Raw genomic sequence first — 24515 nt, 5'->3', positions numbered from 1 at the left:
CTTGACCTTTTGCTGTGTTTTGTCCTGGTTCGGGCGGGGAGGAACCCTCTCGTTGACGAACTACGCGACGGGGGGAACGTAGATGAAGAGGGTCATGACCGGGGCATTGATCGTCGCCGTCCTGGGGATCGGCGGAGCGGGCACCGCGACGGTCGCCTCGGCGACCGGTGGCGAGCCCACGCGCCAGGACTGCCGCACCTACTCGGGTGTCACCCAGTGCGGCGAGCCGCAGCTCAACGAGAAGCAGCGGGCGTGCGTGACGACGGCGGTCCAGCAGGGCATGACCGAACGCCGCGCCGAGGTGGAGTGCCGCGCCTTCGGCTAGCGCGCCTGGACGGTCCCGGTGACCACCCAGCGATGTTCGCCCCGGCGGCGGGTCCGCCTGAGCCATGATTCTCGAATGCGGACACTGATCGACCGGCCTTCGGTGTCTTCGGGATGGTTTTCGACGGTCCCGCCGCCGAGCCGCGGCGGCTTTTTTGATGCGCGGGAGCGCGAAGTCAGGCGCGGTGGCCCTGTCCAGGGGCTTACGCGTTAACGGGTCGTGCTCTTAGCTCGTCGCGGACAGGCCCTGACACCCCGGCAGAGCGCCACATCCGGCTGCCACCTGGGCCGACGGGAAAAGTGAAAAGTTGAATGTGGATCGAAAGGCGTTGCTGTTGACGCCTTTCTTCGGGCGCAATTACTCTCGCGAGGCAATCTCGAAATCCGGAGGCATGCCATGACGCATGTCAGGCGCAAGGCGCTCGCGATACTCGGCGTCGTTCTCGTTCCCTCCACCTTGACGGCTCCCGTAGCGTCGGCGGCCACTGTGGATCCGCCGCCGGCCGGGGTGAGCATCACCGTGGTGAGCGTCAGCGACGGCTGTGAGGTCGGGGAGGTGACGGTGCACCCGACCTCGACCAAGTTCACCGTCCACTATTGGGCCTTCCATGCCCTCGCGGGCGCTGACACGTCGCCGGAGGACAACCAGGCGAAGTGCCAGGTCGTGCTGCGGGTGAACAGTGCGGCGGGCTTCACCTACGCGATAAGCGGGGCCCAGTTCGTCGGGTCGGCCGAACTGGCGGCCGGGGCGAGCGGCGAGGTGAAGGCGCAGCACGGCTTCGCGGGGACGCCGCCGTCCCAGACCTGGGCCCACAAGCTCCCCGGGCCGCACGCCGCGCCCTTCACGTTCGAGGACAAGACCTCCCTCGACCAGTTGGTCTTCAACTCCTGCAGTGAGAGGCGCGACCTCACGCTCGACTCCGAGTTGAGCGTGACGGCGGGCACGGCTGATCCGTCCAAGGCCAACATCATGGGCATGGACACCCCCGACGACTACGTCACCTACGACCTCTTCTGGAAGCCTTGCGTGTGATGCCGCGCGGCTAAGGCACCGATGAGTTCGGCGGGCTCGGCTGGTCAGAGTTCGTATGCGCAGACTCATCGTCCAGGAGCTCATCACGGTCGACGGCTATGTCGCCGGGCCTCAAGGGGAGCTCGACTTCTTCGACTCCGTCTCCGACTACAGCCATGTCGACCGGGACAACCTCCAGGTTCTGGAGGACGTGGACACCGTCCTGCTGGGGGCGGCCACCTACCGGATGTTCGTGCAGTACTGGCCAACGGCCGACGAGACGGTCGCCACCATGGTCAACACCATGCCCAAGCTGGTCTTCTCCTCGACGCTGGACGAAGCGCCGTGGGGGACGTGGCGTCCTGCCCAGGTCGTCAAGGGCGACGCGGCCGCCAAGGTCTCCGACCTCAAGCGGCAGCCCGGCAAGGACATCATGGTCTGGGGCAGCCTCTCGCTGGCCCGCGCACTGACCAGGGCGGGCCTGCTGGACGAGCTCCAGCTCCGCGTCGTCCCGGTCGCCATCGGCGACGGCCGCAGGCTCTTCCCCGATGACCTCGACCGCCTGGACCTGGACCTCGTCGAGGCCAAGCCCTACCCGTCGGGGATCATCTCGACGCGCTACCGCCCGAGAAACTCCTGACGCTGTCCACGGAGGGCGGCCGTGCACATCCGCTGCCTGAGCAGGTCGTCGATCACCGCGGCCGCCACTATCGCGTCCCCACACGGATACAGGTAGCCGCGCCGCCCACGCGCCGCCTCGTGGTACGCCCACGTCCCGCCCGGAGTGGCGAGGACGCTCACCACGACCCCGATGTCCTCGGCCCCGTTCGCGTAGACCCACAGCAGCGGAAGCGGAACGAGGAATTCCTCCGACCGGTAGTACCCGACGAACCGCCAGCCCTGCGGACGGAGCGCCATCGCGAGCGCGTCCAGGTAATCCATCGCGGTTTCCCGCCCCATACGCGTCCGCCACCAAAGCAGCAGGCGCTCCGCCCGGATGCTCAGCACTTCGCCCACGTGGCCTTCCCGTTTTCGAGCAGCGGCCGCGTGCCCCAGGCCGTCGCCAGCAGCGACACCATCAGCAGCCCGCGCCCGCTCTCCGCCCCGTGGTCCTCCGGCTGGACCACGGGCTGCCCGGCACCGTCGTCCCACACCTCGATCACGGGCCGCCCGTCGCTCTCGTCCCACGGCAGCCGGACGACGATCTGCCCGTGCCCGTGCTGCAGCGAGTTCGTGACCAGCTCGGACACGATGACCAGCGCATCCGCGACGTCCCCGATCCCCCACCGCCGGAAGTGCTCGGCGACGAACGCCCGCGCCGCCGCCGGAGCCCGCCTGGTCGGCGGAAGAACGGTCGTCGGCACCTCAGGCGCCACAACTCTCGGACTCATCAGGCACCACCTTTTGACTGTGACGAAAATTTCCAGCCACAGTCAGCCACAATGAAAGTACTCTGCGTTACAAATCGCAGACCATGCGTGGCAAGTCAGGTGCCCTGTGCCCGACTCACTTGGGTGTTGGTTGGGCGCCCTTTACGAGGGAGGATGAGGACATGGCTCCACAGCGGAAGCGCGGGACCGTCTCGCCGACGCTGCTCGCTTTCGGCCGCCGATTCCGGCGGCTCCGTGAGGCCAAGGGCTGGACGCAGGACGCCCTGGCGCGACGCGCGAACCACGGCCAGGGCGTAACGCCGCAGTACATCGGCGCCGTCGAGAACGGCCGCACCCGCTGCACCCGCGAATTCGCCGAGGCGATGGACCACCACCTCGACGCGAACGGCGAGCTCCTCTACCTCTACGACGACCTCGTCAAGGACGCCACGTTCCCCACGTGGTTCGACTGGCACACCGTCGAGCCCGAGGCCGACATGCTCCAGTCGTACCAGCCGCTCCTCATCCACGGCCTGCTCCAAACCCCCGCCTACGCCTCCGCGCTCCTCAAGGGTGACAAGGAGGCGGTCGACGCGCGTATCAACCGCCAGAGCATCTTGACCAGGGAGAACCCGCCGCCGCCTAACTTCTCCGTCCTCCAGGACGAGGTGTCCCTGACCCGGCTGGTCGGCAGCCCCGAGATCATGAAGGAGCAGTTGGAGTACCTCGTCGACGTCGCAGAGCGAAGCGTCGTGACCCTTCAGGTCGTCCCGAGCAATGGTGAGCACGCCGGTAACAGCGGCGCATTCACCCTCGCTACGCTGCCTGACAGAAGCGAGGTCGCCTACGCGGACATGGCTGCTCGCGGGCTCACTCTCAGTGACCCCGAGGACATCGCATTCGTCAGTGGGACGCTCATAGCGATTCGCTCTCTCGCTCTGCCCGTGAACCAATCGATCGAAGCAATTCGTAAGGTGGTGCAAGAAAGATGGACCTGACCAGGGCCGTTTGGCGTAAGTCCAGCTACACAACTTCCAACGGTGGGGAATGTGTTGAGCTGGCCTCAGTCCCCGACATGGTGGCCGTCCGTGACAGCAAGGATCCAGAAGGCCCGAAGCTGTTGGTGACCCGTCGCGCTTTCGCCGCGCTGCTGTCCGACCTCAAGCGGTAGACGATGGACCTGACCAGGGCCGTTTGGCGTAAGTCCAGCTACACCACCTCCAATGGAGGTGACTGCGTGGAGCTAGCCTCCGTTCCCGGGACGGTGGCCGTCCGTGACAGCAAGGACCCGGACGGGCCGAAGCTGCTCGTGACTCGGCGTGAGTTCCGGCGGCTCGCGGACGTGATCAAGAGCATCTAGGACGACCCGACCCCCTTGCCCATCCGCGCACGCAAGGGCTCACAACCGAGCGGTATGACCGTTGGCTGGACGACCTTCTGGCGGGTCTGCCCGAACGCGGGCACGTCTTGGACATCGGGTGCGGGTGCGGCGTCCCGGTAGCCCGGCGGCTGCGTCCAGGCGGCTGGCTCGGCCACCATGTGGTGGAGCCACATCGACGCCACCACCTATCGGTCCTGGCTCGGCGAGAGCGGCCTGCACTTCACCGACCAGCAGTTCGTCTCTGCTGCCGCGATACGCCTGGACGATTCGGTGAGCGGTCGCGATTCGTCACGGAACCGGTCATCCGCAGGGCCCCGGTGCGCGAATTCCCCGAGTAGCCCGTGCGCGGGCCACGCATCGATCAGTGTCTACCTGCTGAGGAGATCGGATGCGACGATTGAGCGCAGTCTTCGTGCTGCTGGCCGCAGTGCTCGGAGGTTTGCTGACCGGGGCAGGCGCCGCCCACGCCGAGGGGGCCGACCCCATCTGCGGACCGGCGCAGGCCGGCACACCCGAGGTTCTTTGCGCCGTCCCCGCGGAATTCGACAATCAGCCGGTCTCGTCCACCGAATGGACGAAGGATGGCAACTCCCTTCCTCAGTTCAACAACATCCGGCAGATCATAGTGAGTTGCACACCCGGCCAGGCGGTCGGGATCGGGTTGACGCTCGGCTTCGCCGACGGCCGCATTCCCCGCCTGGGGAGCACGCGAATCACGTGCCCGGGCAAGCCTCTCAAGCTCACTTACTTCGACTGCGACACCGGCAGCGCGCTTCTCGTCTGCAGTGTGATCTTCGAGGGTGGGGCGTCACCGATCACCGTCTCGTGGAACATCAACGGTGCGGAACGTCCGGACCTGCTGAACAACACCGTCGCCAGGACCGGCTGCGTGGTAGGCAGACCCTACAGAGTGATAGTCACGGTGCGAGATCCTTTCGTCACCCTCACGGATATCCAGGGCCTCACCTGTAGCAAGAAGCAGCAGTAGTCCCCATAGAGGCAGGGCAAACGCTCGAGCGGTTGCCCTGCCGGCGGCCGTCGACCTCAGCCTTTGGACTCCGCCGATGGGTTGCTTTCTCCCGCATCACCGCCGTTGTACGCCGACAGGAGTCGGCCCGCCACGTCATCCGCTCGCCGATGTCGTGCGAACTACTGCCGACGGCGGCGTTGCCGCCGCTCGATTCGCGCGAATCCAGCGAAAAGGAAGCCCATGAGCCGAAGAACTGTCCTCGCGCCCGCGACCCTTCTGGCGGCGGTGGTCCTCGCGCTTGTCGCGATGGTCGGGGCCTACGCTCCCCAGTCGCACGCGTCGGGGCCGACCGCGCGCATCGCGCAGACCGCCACGACGCTCGAAACGACGAACCAGGCCGCGGCCGCCGACGGCTTCGCCATCAAGTCCTTCACGTGTTCTTCGAAAGAACAGCAGGGCAAGTTCGTAGTTTACTGTAAGGCAGTGTGGGTCGGGGGCGAGGGCCCGTTCTCTCCGATATTCGACGTCCCCCTCAGGACATTCTTCAATCCAGAAGTGAGATCGTCGGATGCGACCCGGACCGCGGAATTCAACTTCGGATGCCTCGGCGGCCAGGAGTACCGAGTGACCCTCAAAATCCGCGATAGGGGCGGCATCGAAACCCCAAGCCAGGAACGCTCTTTCATTTGCGGCGGCTGGTAACCCGGCTGGAGTGACCGGCGAAGTGGCCGACAGTGAGGCGGCGGCGCGGATACCACCACCCTGGTCATCCGCGCCGTCAGCGCTCCGGACATCAGGCAACGACGGGCGGCCGTGCCACCGATAGTGGTGTTCCTGAAAGACCAAGGGTGCGCGTTTTTGCCCTTTCCGGGGCTTTGCGCAACCGTAAGGACCTGGGACGGTCCGAGTCTCTGTCCTGGGAGGGGTGGCGCCTGGTGGTGGGGGATTGGCGGGTTGCTGATTTTGTCGAGGTGCGTGAGTTGGGGGCAGGGGCTCAGGGGCGGGTGGTGCTGGCGCGGCACCGCACTGCGGGGACGCCGGTGGCGATCAAGTATCTGACGCGTCGTCCCGGCGATGCCGAGGCGTTGGAGCGGCTGCGTGCGGAGGCTGTGCTGCTGGGGCAGGTGTCCGATCCGTACGTGGCTCGGTTGTATCGCATGGTGGAGAGCCCGCGCGGTGCGGCGATCGTCATGGAGGCGGTCGACGGTGTCTCGTTGAAGAGGGTTCTGGCCGAACATGGGGCGCTTGGCCCGGAGGCGTCGTTGTTGGTGCTCAAGGGCTCGTTGCTGGGGCTGGCCGCCGCGCATGAGGCCGGGGTGGTTCACCGTGACTTCAAGCCCGCGAACGTGGTCGTCCGGGCGGACGGGCTCAGCAAGCTCATCGACTTCGGCGTGGCGGCGCTGGCCGGTGATGAGGCCAGGGGAGGCACGCCCGCCTACATGGCGCCCGAACAGTGGCGCGGGGAACCGGCCGTCCCGGCGACTGACGTGTATGCCGCCACCTGCGTGTTCTTTGAATGCGTGACCGGCCGCCGTCCGTATCCGGGCTCCGACCCGGCGGAGTTGATGAACGGGCATCTGACCGCGCCGATTCCCGTGGCCGAGCTTCCGGAGGCGTTGCGGCCGCTGCTGGAGCAGGGCATGGCCAAGGACGCGGCGCAGCGTCCAGGCGATGCGATGGCGCTGGTCGCCGAGCTTGAGCAGGTCGCCGTCTCGGCCTACGGCGCGGCGTGGGAACAGCGCGGCGTGCGGGCGCTGGCCGGTGCCGCCGTGGGCTTGGCCGCGCTGTTCCCCCTGGTGGCGTCCGCGATCGGCGGCGGATCGGCCGCCGGAGGAGCCGCCGCCGCGACGGCCGCCGGAAGCACCGCGGCAGGGACCGCGGCAGGCACGGCGGCCGGGGGCGGTGCGGCGGGGGCGGGGGCGGCCGCCGGGATCGATGGCAAGATCGCGGCGGCGATCGCGGGCGCCACCGTGGTCGCCGCCGCCGGAGGCGCGGGGACCTACGTCGCCACCCGGGACACCGGCGGCCCGCCCGAGGGCCGGCAGGTGCGCGTCTCGCTGGTGTCGTCGGTCCAGCGGGGCGGCTATTGGGACCTGACCACGCAGTACGTCAAGGTGGACGGCGTACGCGACCCGAGCGTGCAGACCAGGATCAACACCGTGCTCCGGGAGACGGCGGACGCCCTCACCCGTCCCTGGGTGGACGGGGTCCGGCGGTACGGGCCGGGACCCACCGAGGAACGTGTGCGGGGCACGGCCACCGCGAACTTCGGCCTGCGGGGACCGAAGATCCTCTCCATCTCCTACTACCTGGTCGACAACGAATCGGCCGCCGGATTCACCGCGGGCTCCGGCGTGGTCGTGGACCTGTCGGACGGGCGGCGGCTCGGCGCGCGGGACCTGCTGCTTCCGGCCGCCCTGACCACGCCCGGAATCCGCGACCTGGCCCGCACGATCGTCCTGGTCAAGGACGGTCCGGAGGGCGTCGCCCAGATCGCGCCCGGTGCGGTGTGCGGTCCGGGACGCCGCATCACCGAGGCCGACCTCGTCCCGGAAAGGCTGATGGTCCTCCCGACGCGGGACGGCCTGAGCTTCATCATCAACGGATACAACGAGCTCGACTGCGCCGGAGTCGACCGCGGGCTGAAGATCAATGTTCCGTACGCGCGCCTGCGCGGGGTCGTGCAGCCCGGCATCGTCGCCCAGGCCACGGCCGCGTCGCCGACGCCGACGCGTTCCTGAAGCAGCGACCCCGGCGCGCGGAGTCTTTGCTGTTTCTGGGGCTTTGCGTTGGTGTGGGGTGGATAGATCGTCGGCATGGGGGATCTTGCGTTCGGGGATCGGACGGATTTCGAGAATGCTGAGCGAGGGCTGGTGGCGTCGCTGTCGCCAGGTGTGGTGAAGGACGCCGACGGAAAGGTCGTGTGGGACAACGACGTCTTCGCGTTCCTCGACGGGCCAAGTCCGGAGACGGTGAATCCGTCGCTGTGGAGGCAGTCGCAGCTGTGCGCCAAGCAAGGGCTGTTCGAGGTGACGGACGGCATCTACCAGGTCCGCGGGCTGGACCTGTCGAACATGACGCTGGTCGAGGGCGAGCGCGGGGTCATCGTCATCGATCCGCTGGTATCGGTGGAGACGGCGGCCGCCGCGCTGGCGCTGTACCGGGAGCACCGGGGCGACCGGCCCGTCACCGGGCTGATCTACACGCATTCGCACGTCGACCATTTCGGTGGCGCGGAAGGCGTCATCAAGCCGGGAAATCCGGACGGGGTGCCGATTCTGGCTCCGGCGGGTTTTCTGGAGAACGCCGTGGCGGAGAACGTGTACGCGGGGACCGCGATGGCGCGTCGCGGCGTGTACCACACGGGCGCCAACCTGGAGCGGAGCCCGGACGGGATGGTCGGGACGGGGCTCGGGCAGACGGCGTCCTCGGGACGGGTCTCGCTCGTCCCGCCGAACAAGGACATCACGCGCACCGGGCAGGAAGAGGTCCTGGACGGCGTCCGGATCAGCTTCCAGCTGACGCCCGGCACCGAGGCCCCGGCCGAGATGAACTTCCACTTCCCGGAGCGGCGGGCGTTGTGCCTGGCCGAGAACGCCACGCACAACCTCCACAACATCCTGACCCTGCGGGGCGCGCTGGTGCGCGACGCGCGGGTCTGGGCGCGGTACCTGGACGAGGCGATCACCCTGTTCGCCGGCGACACCGACGTGGCGTTCGCGTCCCACCACTGGCCGACGTGGGGACGCGACGACATCGTGTCGTTCCTGTCGCAGCAGCGGGACCTGTACGCCTACCTGCACGATCAGACGCTGCGGCTGCTCAACCAGGGGCACACCGGCATCGAGATCGCCGAGATGATCGACCTGCCGCCCGCGCTGGCAGGTGCCTGGCACGCCCGCGGCTACTACGGCTCGGTCAGCCACAACGTCAAAGCGATCTACCAGCGCTACATGGGCTGGTTCGACGGGAATCCCGCACACCTGTGGGAGCACCCGCCGGTCGAGGCGGCGGAACGGTATGTGGAGTGCATGGGCGGCGCGTCCAAGGTCATGTCCATGGCGCGCGACTACGCGAGCCAGGGTGACCTGCGGTTCGCCGCGACGCTGCTGAACCATGTGGTGTTCGCCGACCCCGAGAACGCCGACGCCAAGCGCGATCTGTCGGACGTCTACCAGCGGCTCGGCCAGGGCGCGGAGTGCGGGACGTGGCGCAACTTCTACCTCACCGGCGCGATGGAACTCCGCGAAGGCGCCAAACCCCTCCCGACGAGCATCGCGGGCGGGATGGCGGCGGGCCTGACGGTCGAGCAGGTCTTCGACTCCATGGCGATCCGCGTGAACGGCCCCAAGGCGTGGGACGAGCATCTGACCATCGACTGGGAGTTCACCGATACGGGTGACCGGTACCGCATGGCGCTGTCCAATGGCGTCCTCATCCATCGGCGCGTCGCCGGTGGGGGCGGTGGCGCCGACCTGACGCTCACGCTGACCCGTCCGCAGCTGTTCGCGCTCATCGCGGGCGGCGGCACCGAGGGCATCACCAGCACCGGCGACGCGGCGGCGTTGCACCGGCTGCTCGCCGTCATGGACGGTCCCGAGCCGGACTTTCCCATCGTCACGCCCTGACCGCCGCGGGCATCGGAGAGGGGGCCGACATGGGCGAGGTCATCGGGAACCTGCTGCCGCTGGCGGTCGGGGTCGCGATCAGCCCGATCCCGATCATCGCGGTGATCCTCATGCTGCTGTCGCGGCACGCCCGCACCACCGGGCCGGGGTTCCTGGCCGGATGGGCGGCCGGGATCGTGATCGCCACGACCCTGCTGGTGGTGATCGCGAACGCCATCGGGATGAACGGCCCGGCCGGCGAGCCCAAGACGCCGGTCTCGTGGATCGAGCTGCTGCTGGGCGTCCTTGTGCTGACCCTGGCCGCCAGGCAGTGGACGTCCCGTCCCCGTGAGGGGACGCAGCCCGAGGTGCCCTCGTGGATGAAGGCGATCGACGAGGTCACCCCGGCCAGAGCGGCGTCGCTGGGGCTGCTGCTGTCGGCGGTGAATCCAAAGAACCTGATGATGTGCGTCGCCGCTGGCATCGCCATCGCGCAGGGGGAGCTGGGCATAGGCGAAGAGGTCGGGGCGGTCGCCGTCTTCAGCGTGATCGCGGCGTGCAGCGTGGCGATCCCGGTGCTGGTGTACGTCATCGACGCCGAACGGATGCGCGGACCGCTGGACGAGCTGAAGGTATGGCTGGAAAGCAACAACGCCACGGTGATGTTCGTCCTCCTGCTGGTCATCGGCGTCGTCCTGCTCGGCAAGGGCATCGGCGGCCTCATCAACTGACCGCGTACCGCCCCGGGCCGACCCGGAAATGTCGGCCCGGGGCGGTACGTTCCTGGGCGTGGGCGAGTCCTGGACGTTCGAGAAGGAGCCCGAGTCCCTGACGCCCGATTCGGTGGTCGACGAGCTTCGCGCGCGGATCGGGCGAGGCGCGCTGGAGTGGTGGCTGACCAGCTCGTCCGGCCGGTTCCTCGCCTTCGTGACGAACACGGAGCGGGCGATGGTCGTGCTGCTCGACGGCGAAGGCGACCCCGGCGAGCATGCGGTGACGCCAGGGGCGGAGGGCGTGAGCGACGGGTTCGTCCTGTCCAACGGCCAGTACGACGAATATCCCGATGCAGACACGGTTCCCTTGGCGGAGGGGTACCGGATCGTCCGGCACATCCTCGCCCACGGCACACCGCCACCGGACGCCCCCTGGACGATCGATCGCGAACCGACCTAGACCGGCGAAGGAGGCTGATTGGGGCACCTCTACCCGCAGATCGAACCGCATGATCACGGCATGCTCGACGTCGGCGACGGCCATCGCGTCTACTGGGAGACCTGCGGCAATCCGCGCGGGAAACCCGCCGTCGTGCTGCACGGCGGGCCGGGATCGGGATGCACGCCCGGCTGGCGCAGGTACTTCCATCCCGATCTCTACCGGATCGTGCTGTTCGACCAGCGGGGCTGCGGCCGGAGCACACCGCATGCCGCCGACCCGGCCGCCGACCTGACGACGAACACCACCCACCATCTGCTGGCCGACCTTGAACACCTGCGCCGCCACCTGCGGATCGACCGATGGTTGATCTTCGGAGGCTCATGGGGTTCCACGCTCGGCCTCGCCTACGCCCAGGCCCACCCCGAACACGTCTCCCAGATCGTGCTGTTCAGCGTCGTCACCACCACACGCCGCGAGATCGAGTGGGTCACCCGCGACATGGGACGGATCTTCCCGGCCGAATGGGCACGCTTCCGCGACGGCGTCCCCGAGGCCGACCGCGACGGCGACCTCGCCGACGCCTACAGCCGACTACTGGCAAGCCCAGACGCGACCGTCCGGGAAAAGGCCGCTCGCGACTGGTGCACCTGGGAGGACACCCACGTCGCCACCAACCCCGACCACAAACCCTCGCCCCGCTTCCAAGACCCCACTTTCCGGCTGGCGTTCGCCCGCCTCGTCACCCACTACTGGCGGCACGCCGCCTGCCGCTGAGCCCCCGCCCCATTGCTAACCCCGTCTGCAGTTGAGCCCCGGCGGCCGATGTGCGCCGCTCGACGCTAACCCCGGCGACCGCTTGACTCCAGGCGACCGCCTGCTCCCTGCCGCTGGCAAGGGCAGCTCCGGCGGATGGCCGAGCGATGGCGCATTAATGTGATGTTCGTGGCGCGACGGGCGAACCTCATCCGATCCCGAGAGAAAACCCACGACATGGGTTCTTCCTGGTGTGCTCGGGATATCTCGTCGAAGAAGGGCGCGTCCTGCTCGTCCATCACAACCGGTTCGACAAGTGGGTGCCGCCGGGCGGGCACCTCGACCCGGGGGAGACGTTCGCGGCCGCCGCCGCGCGGGAGTTCACCGAGGAAAGTGGTCTGCAGGTCGAAGCCCTGTCCGCGCAGCCGGTCATTCACCCTGGCGATCCCGGTGCCACACCCGAGCCCGCCCCTTTCTACGTGGACATCGAACGTCCTGAAGGCTTCCCGATCCCTGCCCTGACCCAGTTCTTCTACGTCAAGCGGGTGGACGGTGCCAGGGGCCGGGCGGTCGAGCCGCAGCTCGCCGAGGTCCACGACGCCGCCTGGTTCGGCCTGCACGATCTGGACGCGCTGCCGACGTTCGAGCAAGTCCGATCCCTCGCCCGATTCGCGCTGCTGAACTATCCGATCGGGTCCGAGCGAGCGACCGTCGCCTGAAATCGGCCGGTGCGCTCGCTGGCGGCGGGGGCGCTACTCCGGTGACTGGTCGACGATCTTGCGGAGGGCGGCGACATGGCCCCGGTAGGCGGCGCGGCCCTCGGCGGTGAGTTCGAGCCACACCCGCTGCCGGGTGTCGCGGACGGCCTTGCGCTGCTCGACGTACCCCGCGTCCATCAGCACGCTCACGTGCTTGCTGAGCACCGACGCGCTGACCCCCAGCCGCTCCTGCACCAGGCTGAACTCGACCTGGGTCACCGCGTCCAGCATCGCGCAGATGCGCAGCCGCTGGGGCGCGTGGATGACGGCGTCGAACTCGTCGGACTCCTCGGAGCCGCCCGCCGGGGCCGCCCGCTCCGAGCGGGCAGGACGCGTCGACCGAGCCGGACGGTTCGGCCGGGCCGGACGGGTCATGCCGACCGGCCGCCCGCCAGCCGGTGATGCACGCCGAAGGCGACGATCCCCGCCGCGACCACCACGGTGACGCCCTCGAACCCCCAGGGCAGCTCGACGGCGCTCTGCAGCAGCGCGTACCCGATCAGCAGCGGAAGCATGATCACGGCCAGCGGGCGCATCTGCCGTTCGTTCAGCCACACCAGGACCCGCATCCGCTTGACGACCACGTGCATGAGCATCCCGAGGCCCGCCGCCCAGACCGCCACCCCGGCCAGGAGGATCACCGCCCCGGCCGGCGGGTCCGGAGTGATCGACACCAGGGGGCCGATCGGTGCGGTCCAGAGGCCGAGGGCGAGGAAGTACCACAGCGGCGTCCGGATGCCGGAGACCGCCTCCCGCCCTTGCTCGGCCTCTTCCAGCGCCGCCGCGGCTTCGCTGGGAGTGGGACGGGAGGCCCCCGCGCCTTCATCCTTGTGTGTTTCCATGCTGGAAACTATGGCCCTTAGTTTCCATCTCGTCAACTCACAACTTTCCGTCACGGCAACTGGGCGGCCTCATCCGCTGCCGGTCGTGTCGAGGCGCAGCCAGACGTCGGGGTTTTCCAGGCAGTCGGTGGAGCCGGCGTCCGGGTCGTAGCCGGGGTGCAGGTCCCACCCGATTGTCCGGCCGTCCTCGATGATGCATCCCTGGTTGCCGCTCTTGGGATTGGCGTACATGCCATAACTGATGGTCTCTTGTGCCACCCGTCCCATCGCCTCGCGGGCGCGGAACGCCCATGGTTGGGCGATCACACAGGCGCCAGGCACGTCGGTGACGCCGACGATTTCTACGTCGCCGCAAAAAGGCCGTTCGTACCAGGGCGCACCGCCGTCCACGACGAAAAGTTCGGCGACGTCCATTCGCAGTACCGCCTCGGCAGCCGTCACTGCTTTCACGCCCGCTAACGAGAATCCGTCGTAGGCGACGCCGGAGAACAGGCCGGCCAGTTCGGGGCCCGACTCGGCCGAGCCGCCCCGGTGACCAGCCGTCCATCATCGGGCGTTGCGGGTCCGCGCCCAGGTCGAGCAACACCGAGGCGTTGTCCTCGCGGTGGTGGTAGACGGCGTTCCACAGGGCGCTGCGGCCCTCGCAGAGGGCGTCGAAGTCGCGGGCGCCGCTCGCCAGTTCAGCGACAACGTCCGCCGAGCCCTCCTTGACGGCGGCGTGTAGCGGGTTTCGAAACTCCATAACTCGCCGAGCGGGTCGGCTCCCGCATTCAGGTATTGCCGGACCTTTTCCAGGTCGGTGAAGTCGCCGTGAGCGATCCCGGACCAGTCCGCCTGCGCGTCCGTCACGGTCCATTCCCCTTTCAACTAATGATCACGTGGAATGACCGTATTGCATGCTCTTTTCGCTCTCGTCGGATGGGGGCGCCTCGATGGGGTGCCGGCGTGACCGGCGGGTGACGAGGAGGGGGATGGCGAGGAGTGCGGCGGCGAGGAGGATGGCGAAGGCGATCATGAGGGCTGTGGTGTAGCCGTGGACCACCGCCGCCGCGGGGGTGGCCTTGGGGTGTGCTGCGAGGTAGGACACGGCGGTGCTGGCCGCGACCGTGTTGAGCAGGGCGGTACCCAGGGCGGCGCCGAGCTGCTGGGACGCGTTGTACGCCGCTGATGCCGACCCGATGTCCTGATGGTCTATCGCGGTGGTGGCCAGACCGGCGGTGGGTGGCATGACGAGGCCGATGCCCAGGCCGGTGAGCACCAGGGCGGGGACGAGGTACAGGGCGAAGACGTCTGTGGTGGATGCGGTCAGCCGCGTCAGGAGCAGCATCCCTGCCGCCGCGGCGAGCAGGCCCGGGAGGATGAGCGCGGCCGGCGGGACGCGGCCGTGCAGGCGTCCGGCGATGAGCGTGGAGGCGAGCAGGGCGGCCAGGGCGTTGATGATCAGGGTGAGGCCCGCCTCGACGGGCGAGTAGCCGAGGACGGTCTGCGTGTAGTAGCTCATGAAGAGGTAGAAGCCGAACATCGCGACGAACATCAGCGTGATCGAGAGGAAGGCGCCGGCCCGTGCCCTGTGCAGCAGGATCCGCATGGGGAGGAGCGGGCGGCGTGTGCGCAGTTCGACGATGACGAACATCGTCAGCAGGACGGCTCCGACGAAGAGGGCCAGCGCAGCGTTCCGCTTGTCGGACTCGGCTTCGGCGAACGCGTAGACCACCGCCGCGAAGCCCGCGGCGCTCAGGAGCGCGCCCGGCACGTCCAGGCCCTGGCCGCCGCGGTTCGGACGGTCGCGAGGCACGAGCGTCGTGCCGAGGACGGCGAGCAGTGCGACGGGGACGTTGATGTAGAGGCACCAGCGCCAGCTCGCGTACTCCGTCAGCAGGCCGCCCGCGATCAGGCCGATGGCCGACCCCGCGGCGCCCACCGCCGCGAACACTCCGAAGGCGCGGCCGCGTTCGCGTCCCCCCGTGAAGGTGATCGTCAGGAGCGAGAGGCCGGCGGGGGCCAGCGCGGCGGCGAACACCCCCTGCAGGGCTCGTGCCCCGAACAGCAGCTCGGGGCCTGTCGCGGCGCCGCCCAGTGCGGACGAGCCCGCGAAGCCCAGCAGGCCGATGATGAACGTGCGGCGGTGCCCCAGCGCGCCGCTGATCCGGCCGCCGATCAGCAGGAGGCCGCCGAAGGCCAGCGCGTACGCGGTGATGGCCCACTGCCTGGCGGTGTCGGACATCCCAAGCGCCTGCTGCGCGGACGGCAACGCGATGTTGATGATCGTCCCGTCCAGCACCACCAGGAGCTGGGCCGCGCTGACCGCGAGAAGCGTTGCCCAGCGCCTTCGACCGTCTTCCACTGTGTCTCCCTAACGTCGTTTGGGATTGCCTAACGTTGTTCGGTGCATCGAACACTGTAGCCTGAGGAAGCGACCGGTTGGGCTGGGAGGGGTGCGATGGGCAAGTCGAGCGAGGTGCGCAGCGTCTGGCTGCGGCCCCGGCGCGAGCAGCGGGGGGAACCGCCGCTGACGCACTCCCGCATCGTCGCGGCGGCGGTGGCCCTGCTGGACGAGGAGGGCATCGACCGGCTCACCATGCGGCGGCTCGCGGAGCGGCTCGATGTCGTCGCGCCGTCGCTGTACTGGCACGTCGACACCAAGGACGACGTGATCGATCTCGCGGTCGACGCGATCTTCGGGGAGGCCCCGCCGGAGCCGGGCGCCGGGCGCGCGGAGGAGTGGCGCGACGACGTCACGGCGGTCCTGGCCGGCTGGCGGGCCGCACTGCTGCGCCACCCCTGGGCCGCCGCGATCCCGGCGCGGCGGCGTCCCACCGTCGGCCCGAACTTCCTCGCCGGGATGGAGATCCTCCAGGCGACGCTCGCCCGCGCCGGGTTCACCGGCCGGAGCCTCTCGGCGGCGACCTGGGCGCTCTACAACCACGTCATGGGGTCAGCCTCGTCGCAGACCACACTGCACATCACCGACGAGGAGCGCCGCCTCGGCCAGGAACAGCTGCGGGCGGCCCGTGACCGGTATCCGACCCTGGCCGCCAACGGCTATCTCTACGACGACGACTGGGATGGGAGCTACAGCGCGGGTCTGGCCTACATCCTCGACGGCCTGGAGGCGCAACTGTAGGCGGGCCCACGGGAGGCCCCCGCACTGTTTCCGCTGGTAGGAGGGACAATGGTGGGGTGGCTCAGTGGGTCCTGCACGTCGATCTGGACCAGTTCATCGCCGCCGTCGAGGTGCTCCGCCACCCGGAACTTCGCGGACGGCCGGTCGTCGTCGGTGGAGACGGCGACCCCACGAAACGCGGCGTGGTGAGCACGGCTTCCTACGAGGCCCGCGCCTACGGCGTGCACTCCGGGCTGCCACTCCGGACGGCCGTCCGCCGCTGCCCCGACGCCGTGTTCCTGCCCGTGGACAGAGAACTCTACGAGTCCGTATCGGACCAGGTCATGGCGACGTTGCGGAGCCTCGGCGTCGTGGTCGAGGTGCTCGGCTGGGACGAGGCGTTCCTCGCCGTTGACGGCGACCCGGAAGCGATGGCCCACGAGATCCGCGACCGGGTACGCGCCGCGACAGGGCTCGAATGCACCGTGGGAATCGGGCAGAACAAGCTCCAGGCGAAGCTGGCGACCGGCTTCGGCAAGCCCGCCGGGATCTTCCGGCTCACCACGGAGACCTGGTTCGACGTGCTCGGCGACCGTCCGGCGGACGCGCTGTGGGGCGTCGGCGCGAAGACCGTCAAACGGCTGCGGAAACTCGGCATCGCGACGGTCGGCGAACTCGCCGCCGCCGATCCCGGCGTCCTCGCCAAGGAGTTCGGCCCCACCAACGGGCCGTGGCTGGTGCTGCTCGCGCGCGGGCTCGACAATTCGCCGGTGAGCGACGCGCCGCACGTCCCGAGGTCGCGCGGCCGGGAGACCACGTTCCAGGACGACCTCCCCGACTGGGCCGACGTGCGCCGCGAGATCTCCAAGCTGGCGCGCCGGCTCGCCGATGACGTCGCCGAGGAGGGGAGGGACGTCGCCCGCGTCATCGTCAAGGTCCGGTACGCGCCGTTCATCACCCAGACCCACGGCCGGACGCTGGACGCCCCGTCCACCGACGCGGACCTGATCGAGCAGGCCGCCCTCGCCGCGCTCGACGCGTTCACCGGCCGCCGTCCCGTCCGGCTCCTGGGCGTCCGTGCCGAATTCCGGCGCTGACGCGATACCCCGGCGCTGACGCGATCTTCTGAGGGTGTAGCCCTTCGGCGGATGCCGGACATCTCTGGGTGACATCGACATCGGACGAAGGGAGCCGGGATGCCCGACCTGCCGCGAGACCCGGATCTGCTGCTGCGGCACGTCCGCCTCCGGTGGGTGGGCGCGAACCGACCCGGCAGCAGGATTTTCGCCGTTCTCGGCTCCACGCTGGCCAAGGGCGTCCTGCCGAACGCGCAGGAGGCGACCATCTACCGGGCACTGGCCAGGTTGGACGGGGTGACCCTGACGAAGGGGACCACCGACATCCAGGGCCGCCCAGTGCTGACCCTCTCGCACGTCTCCGAGGGCTGGCTTCGCCAGGACATCCTGCTGGACCCGGAGACCTACACCTATCGCGGCCACCGGAGCGTCGTGGTCAAGGGCCACACCCGCGTCCCGGACGGGCACGGCGGGACGCTCAAGAAGGGCACGATCGAAAGCCAATCGGCGCTGGTGGCAGCGGGAGTCGTCGACCAGCCAGGGCAGCGGCCCTGACCGATGGGGCGGGCCCGCTCCGGTGCGCGGGGCGGGCCTTCGTGCCGCCCGTCAGCGCTCCTCGGCCGCCGCCGAGCGGAAGGCGAAGACCGACAGCGGGCCGGCGCCGGAGTGCAGGAGCCGGATGACGACGATCGCCATGGCCTCCAGATGGCGGGCCTGGGTGAGGTCGCCCGCGTCCAGCGGCGCGGCGCCGAGATCCGTGATCAGCGTGCGGGCGACCGGCTTGCCCTCGTCCGCGCCCGCGATGGGGACGGCCAGCGGATGCCCGTCGAAGACCGGCGGCCGCATCCGCCACACATCGGCATGCGCCTGGTTGAACGCCTTGACGACATGGGCGCCCGGGGCCAGCCGGGCGATCTCCTCGGCCATCGAACCGCCGCCATCGTACGTGACCTGCGAGAAGTCGCTCACGTCAACGGCGTTGCCGCAGTCGATCACCGTCTTGCCAGCCAACGTGCCCTCGGGCGCGCCCGCCGCGCGGAGCGTCTCGTCCAGCCCGGCGAGGAGCACCGCGACCAGGACGGCGTCACCGAACTCGGCCGCCTCGCGCAACGTCCCGGCGCGGGCGCCGATCCGCTTGGCGAGGTCGGCGGCCTTGTCCGGCGTGCGGCCGCCGACGAGCACGTCATGCCCGGCGCGCACCCAGCCGGCCGCCAGCGCCTCCGTCATCCGCCCGGCTCCGAGCACACCGATCTTCATCGCGTCCTCCGTAGGTTCGAGGTCCTGCCGCAGGACGCTAGAAAGCCGTGAGGAACCGCGCGGTTCCCTACGGGAGGGCCTCGCGGGCGTCCAGGAGCTCGGCCGTGTTGTCCTCGGCCCACCGGGCCAGCGCCGACACAGGGACCAACAGGCTGCGGCCCAGGTCGGTGAGGCTGTACTCGGTGCCGGGCGGGGCGGTCCGCAGGGCGCGCCGCTCGACGAGGCCGTTGTCGCCGAGCCGGCGCAGCGTCTGCGTCAGCATCTTGTTGCTGATACCGCCGACCGTGCCGCGCAGCTCGGTGTACCGGGCCGGACCGCGGCCGAGCGCCACGATGACGACCACGGACCACGTGTCGGAGATCAGGCCGAGGGTCGTCCGGGCGGGGCAATCGGCGAGGAACACGTCGTAGGCGACCACGACGGAAGCGTAAGCCGGAGGCGGCCGCTCGCCTCATTCGAGGGGAAGCGGGCGGCGCGGGACGGGGGCCGACTGGAGGATCGACGTCGTCGTCCGGGCGAACGGGGTGAAGCGGTCGAGGATCGGCTCCAGCTCCTCGACCGTCCGCAGGTGGGCGATGAAGTAGAAGCAGTCGTCGCCCGTGATCCGGTGGCATTCGACGATGGCCGGGATCTCGTCGGCGATCTTGGGGATGCGGCTCAGCTCGCGCGGGCTCGGATTCACCCGGACCAGGATCGTGATCGGGAAACCGAGCGCGACCGGGTCGACGGCCGCGTGGTACCCCGTGATGACGCCCGTCTCCTCCAGCCGCTGGACGCGCTCGGCGACCGCGGGCGCGGACAACGCCACGCGCCGCCCCAGGTCGGCAAGGGTGGCGCGGCCGTCCCGCTGCAGCTCGGTGAGGATCTTTAGGTCGATCGCGTCGAGCGGCTTCGGTTCGTAGGCGCGGCCCGGCCGGCCCCTTCGGTTCGCCATTCCTCCAACTTACGAACCCGCCGACGATACGGCCATGTCCTTTCCGCCCTGGTCGTACTTCGTCGGCAGCGCGGTCTTCCACTATCTGGGGCCGTCGTTCGCCGTCCTGCTGTTCTCCCGCGTCGGGCCACTGGGCGTCGCCGGTCTGCGCATCTGGAGCGCCGTCCTGGTGTTCCTGCTGTGGCGCCGCCCCTGGCGGACGTTCAATCGCGGCACCTGGAAGACGATCGTGCTCTGGGGCGCGGTGCTCGCGCTGATGAACTCGTCCTTCTACATGGCGATCGACCGGCTTCCGCTGGCGACCGTGGCGGCGATCGAGTTCCTGCCCGTCATCGGGCTGGCGGCCCTGGGAATGCGGACACGCCGTAACCTGGCCGCCCTCGCCGCCGCAGTCGTCGGCGTCTACCTCCTGACAGACGTACGCCTGGAAGGGGAACCGCTCGGCTTCGTCTTCGCCTTCGCGAACGCGGCCCTCTTCGCTCTGTACGTGGTGGTCGCGCACAGGGCCGCCCAATCAGACGCGGGAGGCATCGACGGGCTCGCCATGGCGATGGTGGTCGCGACGGTGTTCGTTCTGCCAATTGGCGGCGTCCAAGCAGCGACAGTCCTGACAGACCCAGTCGTGCTCGCCGCGGGCATAGGGGTGGGCCTCTCGTCGTCCGTCATCCCCTACGTGTGCGACCAACTGGCAATGGCGCGCCTAAGCCGCGCCACGTACGCGCTCATGGTCGCTCTGCTACCCGCCACAGCGACCGTGGTCGGGCTGGTCGTGCTACGACAGGTGCCGGTCCCCACCGAACTCGCGGGAATCGGGTTGGTGATCGCCGGTGTGTCGTTGCACCGTGGAGAGCAGTGAAAGGAGCCGTTCATGGAACAGGTACGTCTCGGCACGACGGGAACGAAGGTCTCCCGCATATGCCTCGGGATGATGAGCTACGGCGACCCGTCCAAGCGGGCATGGATCCTGGACGAGGACGCCGCGGAGCCGTTCGTCCGGCGGGCCGTGGAAGGAGGCGTGACGTTCTTCGACACCGCCGACGTGTACGCGGAGGGCACCAGCGAAGAACTGACCGGGCATCTGCTCCCGAAGTTCTTCGCCCGGCGGGACGACTACGTCCTGGCCACCAAGGTCTGCCTCCCCATGGGACCGGGGCCCAACGACCGAGGGCTGTCGCGCAAGCACATCATGGCGAGCATCGACGATTCACTGCGGCGGCTCGGCGTCGACTATGTCGACCTCTACCAGATCCACCGATGGGACTACGGGACGCCCATTGAAGAAACCATGGAGGCTCTGCACGACGTCGTGAAATCGGGCAAGGCCCGATACATAGGCGCGTCCAGCATGTTCGCGTGGCAGTTCGCCAAGGCGCAGCACGTCGCGGACACGCACGGCTGGACGAAATTCGTCACCATGCAGAACCACTACAACCTCATCTACCGCGAAGAGGAGCGGGAGATGATCCCGCTGTGCCTCGACCAGGGCGTGGGTCTCATCCCGTGGAGTCCGCTTGCCCGCGGGATGCTGGCCGGGAACCGGGAGCGCGGCGGGGAGCGCAAGACCGTCCGGTCCCAGAACGACGCCTACGGCGACAGCCTTTACACGGATGACGATTTCGATGTCGTCGACGTGGTCCGGGAGGTCGCGGGGGAGCGGGGCGTCCCGGCGGCGCAGATCGCGCTCGCGTGGCTGCTCGGCCGTCCCGGGGTGACCGCACCCATTTTCGGCGCGACGAAACTCACCCACCTGGAGGACGCCATCGCCGCCGAGCGCCTGGAGCTGGACGAGAAGGAGGTCGCGCGGCTGGAGGCGCCGTACCGGCCGCACCCGATCCTCGGGCATTCCTGACATAACGCGGGCGCTGGACGTCCCCAGGCAGGAACGGTCCGGGGACGTCCGGCGTCTATCCAGGGTGGTGATTTGCGATACCACGGGCGATCGGGGCAGGCTGGAGGCCAGAACGCCCACCGACGGCAAGACCGCTGAAGGAGCCCGACGATGACCGAGAACGACGGCACGCAGGGACCGCAGCGGCCGTTGCCGGAGGACGAGGGGCAGCCCACGCCGCCGGACGCGACGGAGCCGCCCGCCCGGCCGCTCGGCGACCGCACCGTGGTGTTCGGGGCGCCGCAGCTCGGCGGGGCCGGAGCGGCCCAGCCCGCATCGCCCCCCCAGCAGCCGGAACAGCCGGAGACCCGCGAGGAGGAGCGGCCGCCGCCGCCCCCTCCCACGATGGTCGAGCAGCCCATCCAGCAGTTCGGCGAGCAGCCCCCGCCGCCGCCCCCGTCCCCGTTCGGCGGCCCGCAGGAGCAGCAGGCCCCCTACGGCCAGCCGCCCGCCGGGCAGATGCCCTACGGCGCGGCCCCAGGGCCCGGCGGGTACCCCCCGCCGCAGGAGCAGCAGCAGTACGGCCAGCCCCAGCCCGGCTTCGGGCAGCCGCCGGAACCGCCGCCGTACGGCCAGCAGCCGCCTGAGCAGCCCTACGCGCAGCAGCCGCCCGCCTATCCGCAGCAGCCGATGCACGGCGCCGCCCAGGAGACGGCCCAGGAGCCGCTGCCGCAGTTCGGCCAGCAGCCGCCGCAGGGCGAGGAGCCGCAGGACTCCCTGACCGACCGCACGATGATCGTCCCCGGGCCGTCGTCCGACGCGCCGGAGCCCACGCCGCCGCGGCCTGTGATCGACGACCAGGCGACGCTGCACTGGTCGCCCGGCACCGACATCCCGGTCGCCACCGGCCCCGAGCGCAAGCAGGAGCCCCCGGCCGAGCCGTGGCAGGCGCCGACGCCGCCGGCCACGCCCGAGCCGTGGTCGCCGGAGTCGTCCCAGCCGGGCGGCGTCCAGCCCGGACAGCAGGGCCAGCACGGACAGCCCGGCCAGCAGGGCCAGCACGGACAGCCCGGACAGCAGGGCCAGCACGGACAGCCCGGACAGCAGGGCCTGGACGCTGAACGGACGATGATGGTCCCGCCGCCCGAATCCGGCTTCGGTGCCCCTGCGCAGCCGTCCGTCCCGCAGGAAGACCCGTACCGTCCGCACAGCGAGAGCGGTCCGGAGGAGGCGCCCGCCACCGAGGTGTTCAACCCCGGAGCCCAGGGCGCCCAGCCCGCCGAGCCGCAGGGCATGGCGGACCACACCCGGATGGACATCGGCCAGCAGCAGTGGGGCCAGCAGGCCCCGCAGCAGCAGCCCCAGCAGCAGCAGCCCTACGGCCAGCAGCAGCCCGGCCAGTACGGCGAGCAGCAGCAACAGCAGCAACAGCAGCAGGGGTACGGCCAGCAGCCCCAGCAGCAGCCCTACGGGCAGCAGCAGGGTTACGGCCAGCAGCAGTACGGCCAGCCGGGTCAGTACGGGCAGCAGCAGCCCGGCCAGTACGGCCAGCAGCAACCTGGCCAGTATGGGCAGCAGCCCGGCTACGGGGCGGCGGGCACCGGTGAGAGCAAGGGCGGCAAGAACACGCTCCTGTTCATCGTCGGCGGCGTCGTCGCGGTCGTGGCGCTCCTCGCCGTGGTCTACCTCGTCTTCCTCGCGTAGACGACCCACCGGCGGCACGGGGGTAAAACCTCGTTCACGTCTTCCCCAACGGCCCTCACCTGGGACACAATGCCGACGGGTCCCCTTCTCCGGCTCGACGCCGGAGCCGGGAACACCCGTCGGCATTCGGGCGTTTACAGCTTGGGGAGAAGTCTCCCCACAACCGAACGATCCTTGCCGGGCTTGCGTCGGAGGGTGTGCTCGCGGTAGTGCGCGCTCACTTTGCACTTTCGCGCGGCGCTCGGTAATCTCTTCACTTGTGCCCGCTCTGCGGGCCGCTGTGCGTGCGCGTCGGAGAGGCCGGCAGGCCAGCGCCAGCGCCGCATCACATGAGGCTCTCTCATCCTCGGTGGGCTTGGTGGTTCAGTGCCGCCTGGGCGCGCCAGATGGTAGAGACTCGCTCCCCGGCTTGATTCGGCCCTAAATACGGGCCGGGCGGTCTGTGTCGGTTTCGCGCGGCTGTATTTCCGTGTGGCGGCGACACGCCCGACCGCGGGGGTCGGAGAGGTCGGGAAACCGGCAGGTCACAGCCTCGCCTGAGGTGGTGATTGCAGCAATAAGACTTACCGGCTCGGTACGAGGAAGACGGAGACGCGGTGCCCACGATCCAGCAGCTGGTCCGCAAGGGCCGCCAGGACAAGGTGACCAAGAACAAGACGCCCGCGCTCAAGGGCAGCCCCCAGCGCCGGGGTGTCTGCACGCGCGTCTACACGACGACGCCCAAGAAGCCGAACTCGGCGCTCCGCAAGGTCGCCCGTGTCCGGCTGTCGAGCGGGATCGAGGTCACGGCCTACATCCCCGGCGTCGGCCACAACCTGCAGGAGCACTCGATCGTGCTCGTCCGCGGCGGCCGTGTGAAGGACCTTCCCGGCGTCCGGTACAAGATCATTCGCGGCACGCTGGACACCCAGGGCGTCCGGAACCGCAAGCAGGGCCGCAGCCACTACGGCGCGAAGAAGGAGAAGGGCTGATGCCGCGTAAGGGCCCCGCTGGCAAGCGCCAGCTCATCGCTGACCCGGTGTACAACTCGCCGCTGGTCACCGCGCTGATCAACAAGATTCTCCTCGACGGCAAGCGCTCGATCGCGCAGAGCATCGTCTACGACGCTCTGGAAGGCGCCCGCGAGAAGACCGGCAACGACCCGGTCGTCACGCTGAAGCGCGCGCTCGACAACGTCAAGCCGACCCTGGAGGTCCGCAGCCGCCGCGTCGGTGGCGCGACCTACCAGGTCCCCGTCGAGGTCCGCCCGGCGCGCAGCACCACCCTCGCCCTCCGGTGGCTGGTGGTGTACGCCCGGCAGCGGCGCGAGAAGACCATGACCGAGCGGCTCATGAACGAGCTGCTCGACGCGAGCAACGGCCTCGGCGCTTCGGTGAAGAAGCGGGAGGACACCCACAAGATGGCGGAGTCGAACAAGGCCTTCGCCCACTACCGCTGGTAA

At 69.4% G+C, this 24515-nt stretch carries 32 protein-coding genes and 1 pseudogene; 22 read left to right on the top strand and 11 right to left on the bottom strand.

Annotated elements, in window-relative coordinates; genetic code table 11:
* The first annotated feature begins 94 nt into the window (after positions 1-94).
* The 3 genes from ACH34S_RS05505 to ACH34S_RS05495 all read left to right on the top strand — a co-directional run bounded on the left by ACH34S_RS05505 (position 95) and on the right by ACH34S_RS05495 (position 1976).
* Positions 95-325: a hypothetical protein gene (locus ACH34S_RS05505; RefSeq protein ID WP_395951248.1), complete on the top strand. Its 231-nt coding sequence runs from the start codon at positions 95-97 to the stop codon at positions 323-325.
* Between the two features lie 396 nt (positions 326-721).
* Positions 722-1357 carry a DUF4360 domain-containing protein gene (locus tag ACH34S_RS05500; protein ID WP_395951247.1) on the top strand — a complete coding sequence of 212 codons (636 nt, stop codon included), beginning with the start codon at positions 722-724 and terminating at the stop codon, positions 1355-1357.
* A gap of 55 nt (positions 1358-1412) precedes the next feature.
* On the top strand, positions 1413-1976 hold the full coding sequence (locus tag ACH34S_RS05495; protein WP_395951246.1) for a dihydrofolate reductase family protein: 564 nt from the start codon (positions 1413-1415) through the stop codon (positions 1974-1976).
* On the opposite strand, the gene ACH34S_RS05490 is transcribed toward ACH34S_RS05495, so the two are convergent.
* Together ACH34S_RS05490 and ACH34S_RS05485 are read right to left on the bottom strand one after the other, a co-directional pair.
* A complete protein-coding gene (locus ACH34S_RS05490; protein ID WP_395951245.1) occupies positions 1955-2353 on the bottom strand; it encodes a hypothetical protein in 399 nt (132 codons plus the stop codon). The two genes, ACH34S_RS05495 and ACH34S_RS05490, sit on opposite strands and share 22 nt — an antisense overlap.
* Positions 2338-2727 (bottom strand): ATP-binding protein, encoded by a 390-nt coding sequence (locus ACH34S_RS05485; RefSeq protein ID WP_395951244.1) that lies wholly within the window; start codon positions 2725-2727, stop codon positions 2338-2340. The genes ACH34S_RS05490 and ACH34S_RS05485 overlap by 16 nt, the downstream gene beginning before the upstream one ends.
* A gap of 161 nt (positions 2728-2888) precedes the next feature.
* Between ACH34S_RS05485 and ACH34S_RS05480 the strand changes: the two genes are divergently transcribed.
* From ACH34S_RS05480 to ACH34S_RS05470, 3 genes are read left to right on the top strand one after another with little or no spacing between them, the layout of a single operon-like run.
* Positions 2889-3704: a Scr1 family TA system antitoxin-like transcriptional regulator gene (locus ACH34S_RS05480; protein ID WP_395951243.1), complete on the top strand. Its 816-nt coding sequence runs from the start codon at positions 2889-2891 to the stop codon at positions 3702-3704.
* A complete protein-coding gene (locus ACH34S_RS05475; protein WP_395951242.1) occupies positions 3695-3877 on the top strand; it encodes a DUF397 domain-containing protein in 183 nt (60 codons plus the stop codon). The genes ACH34S_RS05480 and ACH34S_RS05475 overlap by 10 nt, the downstream gene beginning before the upstream one ends.
* Before the next feature lie 3 nt (positions 3878-3880).
* Positions 3881-4066: a DUF397 domain-containing protein gene (locus ACH34S_RS05470; protein ID WP_395951241.1), complete on the top strand. Its 186-nt coding sequence runs from the start codon at positions 3881-3883 to the stop codon at positions 4064-4066.
* Here the strand turns inward: ACH34S_RS05470 and ACH34S_RS05465 are convergent.
* The gene (locus tag ACH34S_RS05465; protein ID WP_395951240.1) at positions 4063-4272 is read right to left on the bottom strand and encodes a hypothetical protein; all 210 of its coding nucleotides are present in this window, start codon (positions 4270-4272) and stop codon (positions 4063-4065) included. The two genes, ACH34S_RS05470 and ACH34S_RS05465, sit on opposite strands and share 4 nt — an antisense overlap.
* A 203-nt stretch (positions 4273-4475) precedes the next feature.
* Between ACH34S_RS05465 and ACH34S_RS05460 the strand changes: the two genes are divergently transcribed.
* The 8 genes from ACH34S_RS05460 (at position 4476) to ACH34S_RS05425 (ending at position 12291) form a co-directional block, all read left to right on the top strand.
* Positions 4476-5075 (top strand): hypothetical protein, encoded by a 600-nt coding sequence (locus tag ACH34S_RS05460; RefSeq protein ID WP_395951239.1) that lies wholly within the window; start codon positions 4476-4478, stop codon positions 5073-5075.
* A 222-nt stretch (positions 5076-5297) separates the two neighbouring features.
* On the top strand, positions 5298-5759 hold the full coding sequence (locus ACH34S_RS05455; protein ID WP_395951238.1) for a hypothetical protein: 462 nt from the start codon (positions 5298-5300) through the stop codon (positions 5757-5759).
* A gap of 32 nt (positions 5760-5791) precedes the next feature.
* Positions 5792-7798 carry a serine/threonine-protein kinase gene (locus tag ACH34S_RS05450; protein WP_395951237.1) on the top strand — a complete coding sequence of 669 codons (2007 nt, stop codon included), beginning with the start codon at positions 5792-5794 and terminating at the stop codon, positions 7796-7798.
* A gap of 75 nt (positions 7799-7873) precedes the next feature.
* Positions 7874-9685: an alkyl/aryl-sulfatase gene (locus ACH34S_RS05445; protein WP_395951236.1), complete on the top strand. Its 1812-nt coding sequence runs from the start codon at positions 7874-7876 to the stop codon at positions 9683-9685.
* A 29-nt stretch (positions 9686-9714) separates the two neighbouring features.
* On the top strand, positions 9715-10395 hold the full coding sequence (locus ACH34S_RS05440; RefSeq protein WP_395951235.1) for a GAP family protein: 681 nt from the start codon (positions 9715-9717) through the stop codon (positions 10393-10395).
* A gap of 58 nt (positions 10396-10453) precedes the next feature.
* A complete protein-coding gene (locus ACH34S_RS05435) occupies positions 10454-10837 on the top strand; it encodes a hypothetical protein (protein ID WP_395951234.1) in 384 nt (127 codons plus the stop codon).
* An 18-nt stretch (positions 10838-10855) separates the two neighbouring features.
* Entirely contained in the window at positions 10856-11593 is a 738-nt protein-coding gene (pip, locus tag ACH34S_RS05430; protein WP_395951233.1) for a prolyl aminopeptidase, read from the top strand.
* Between the two features lie 230 nt (positions 11594-11823).
* Positions 11824-12291, top strand: coding sequence for an NUDIX hydrolase (locus ACH34S_RS05425; RefSeq protein ID WP_395951232.1), 468 nt, complete (start codon positions 11824-11826; stop codon positions 12289-12291).
* 33 nt (positions 12292-12324) lie between these two features.
* Here ACH34S_RS05425 and ACH34S_RS05420 read toward each other — a convergent pair whose 3' ends face one another.
* The 5 genes and pseudogenes from ACH34S_RS05420 to ACH34S_RS05400 form a co-directional block, all read right to left on the bottom strand.
* Complete coding sequence (locus ACH34S_RS05420; RefSeq protein ID WP_395951231.1) at positions 12325-12705, bottom strand: transcriptional regulator; 381 nt, start codon at positions 12703-12705, stop codon at positions 12325-12327.
* A complete protein-coding gene (locus ACH34S_RS05415; protein ID WP_395951230.1) occupies positions 12702-13172 on the bottom strand; it encodes a hypothetical protein in 471 nt (156 codons plus the stop codon). Before ACH34S_RS05415 ends, ACH34S_RS05420 begins: the two co-directional genes overlap by 4 nt.
* Positions 13173-13241: 69 nt before the next feature.
* Positions 13242-13622, bottom strand: a complete 381-nt coding sequence (locus tag ACH34S_RS05410; protein WP_395951462.1) for a hypothetical protein — start codon at positions 13620-13622, stop codon at positions 13242-13244.
* 115 nt (positions 13623-13737) lie between these two features.
* A pseudogene (locus tag ACH34S_RS05405) lies at positions 13738-13914 on the bottom strand (ankyrin repeat domain-containing protein); the annotation flags it as partial.
* Positions 13915-14046: 132 nt separating this feature from the next.
* Positions 14047-15516: an MFS transporter gene (locus tag ACH34S_RS05400; protein WP_395951229.1), complete on the bottom strand. Its 1470-nt coding sequence runs from the start codon at positions 15514-15516 to the stop codon at positions 14047-14049.
* A 96-nt stretch (positions 15517-15612) separates the two neighbouring features.
* On the opposite strand from ACH34S_RS05400, the gene ACH34S_RS05395 reads away from it, so the two are divergent.
* From ACH34S_RS05395 to ACH34S_RS05385, 3 genes are all read left to right on the top strand, one after another.
* A complete protein-coding gene (locus ACH34S_RS05395) occupies positions 15613-16296 on the top strand; it encodes a TetR/AcrR family transcriptional regulator C-terminal domain-containing protein (RefSeq protein WP_395951228.1) in 684 nt (227 codons plus the stop codon).
* 56 nt (positions 16297-16352) lie between these two features.
* Positions 16353-17372, top strand: a complete 1020-nt coding sequence (locus tag ACH34S_RS05390) for a DNA polymerase IV (RefSeq protein ID WP_395951227.1) — start codon at positions 16353-16355, stop codon at positions 17370-17372.
* A 99-nt stretch (positions 17373-17471) separates the two neighbouring features.
* Positions 17472-17906 carry a hypothetical protein gene (locus tag ACH34S_RS05385; RefSeq protein WP_395951226.1) on the top strand — a complete coding sequence of 145 codons (435 nt, stop codon included), beginning with the start codon at positions 17472-17474 and terminating at the stop codon, positions 17904-17906.
* Positions 17907-17957: 51 nt separating this feature from the next.
* Here the strand turns inward: ACH34S_RS05385 and ACH34S_RS05380 are convergent, their stop codons facing one another.
* The 3 genes from ACH34S_RS05380 to ACH34S_RS05370 all read right to left on the bottom strand — a co-directional run bounded on the left by ACH34S_RS05380 (position 17958) and on the right by ACH34S_RS05370 (position 19542).
* Positions 17958-18608 carry an NADPH-dependent F420 reductase gene (locus tag ACH34S_RS05380; RefSeq protein WP_395951225.1) on the bottom strand — a complete coding sequence of 217 codons (651 nt, stop codon included), beginning with the start codon at positions 18606-18608 and terminating at the stop codon, positions 17958-17960.
* A gap of 67 nt (positions 18609-18675) precedes the next feature.
* Complete coding sequence (locus ACH34S_RS05375) at positions 18676-19026, bottom strand: winged helix-turn-helix transcriptional regulator (protein ID WP_395951224.1); 351 nt, start codon at positions 19024-19026, stop codon at positions 18676-18678.
* Between the two features lie 33 nt (positions 19027-19059).
* Positions 19060-19542, bottom strand: a complete 483-nt coding sequence (locus tag ACH34S_RS05370) for an Lrp/AsnC family transcriptional regulator (RefSeq protein WP_395951223.1) — start codon at positions 19540-19542, stop codon at positions 19060-19062.
* 34 nt (positions 19543-19576) lie between these two features.
* Between ACH34S_RS05370 and ACH34S_RS05365 the strand changes: the two genes are divergently transcribed.
* The 5 genes from ACH34S_RS05365 to rpsG all read left to right on the top strand — a co-directional run bounded on the left by ACH34S_RS05365 (position 19577) and on the right by rpsG (position 24515).
* Positions 19577-20398, top strand: coding sequence for an EamA family transporter (locus ACH34S_RS05365; protein WP_395951222.1), 822 nt, complete (start codon positions 19577-19579; stop codon positions 20396-20398).
* A gap of 12 nt (positions 20399-20410) precedes the next feature.
* The gene (locus tag ACH34S_RS05360) at positions 20411-21391 is read left to right on the top strand and encodes an aldo/keto reductase (protein WP_395951221.1); all 981 of its coding nucleotides are present in this window, start codon (positions 20411-20413) and stop codon (positions 21389-21391) included.
* 150 nt (positions 21392-21541) lie between these two features.
* Complete coding sequence (locus ACH34S_RS05355) at positions 21542-23074, top strand: hypothetical protein (RefSeq protein WP_395951220.1); 1533 nt, start codon at positions 21542-21544, stop codon at positions 23072-23074.
* 596 nt (positions 23075-23670) lie between these two features.
* Positions 23671-24045: a 30S ribosomal protein S12 gene (gene rpsL, locus ACH34S_RS05350; protein WP_067889275.1), complete on the top strand. Its 375-nt coding sequence runs from the start codon at positions 23671-23673 to the stop codon at positions 24043-24045.
* The gene (gene rpsG, locus ACH34S_RS05345; RefSeq protein WP_021597494.1) at positions 24045-24515 is read left to right on the top strand and encodes a 30S ribosomal protein S7; all 471 of its coding nucleotides are present in this window, start codon (positions 24045-24047) and stop codon (positions 24513-24515) included. The genes rpsL and rpsG overlap by 1 nt, the downstream gene beginning before the upstream one ends.

The sequence above is a fragment of the Actinomadura sp. 3N508 genome (assembly GCF_044326375.1).
In the GTDB taxonomy this organism is placed as follows: Bacteria; Actinomycetota; Actinomycetes; order Streptosporangiales; family Streptosporangiaceae; genus Spirillospora.
Note: the sequence above shows the minus strand (reverse complement) of the source record. Positions and strands in the feature narration are given on the sequence as shown.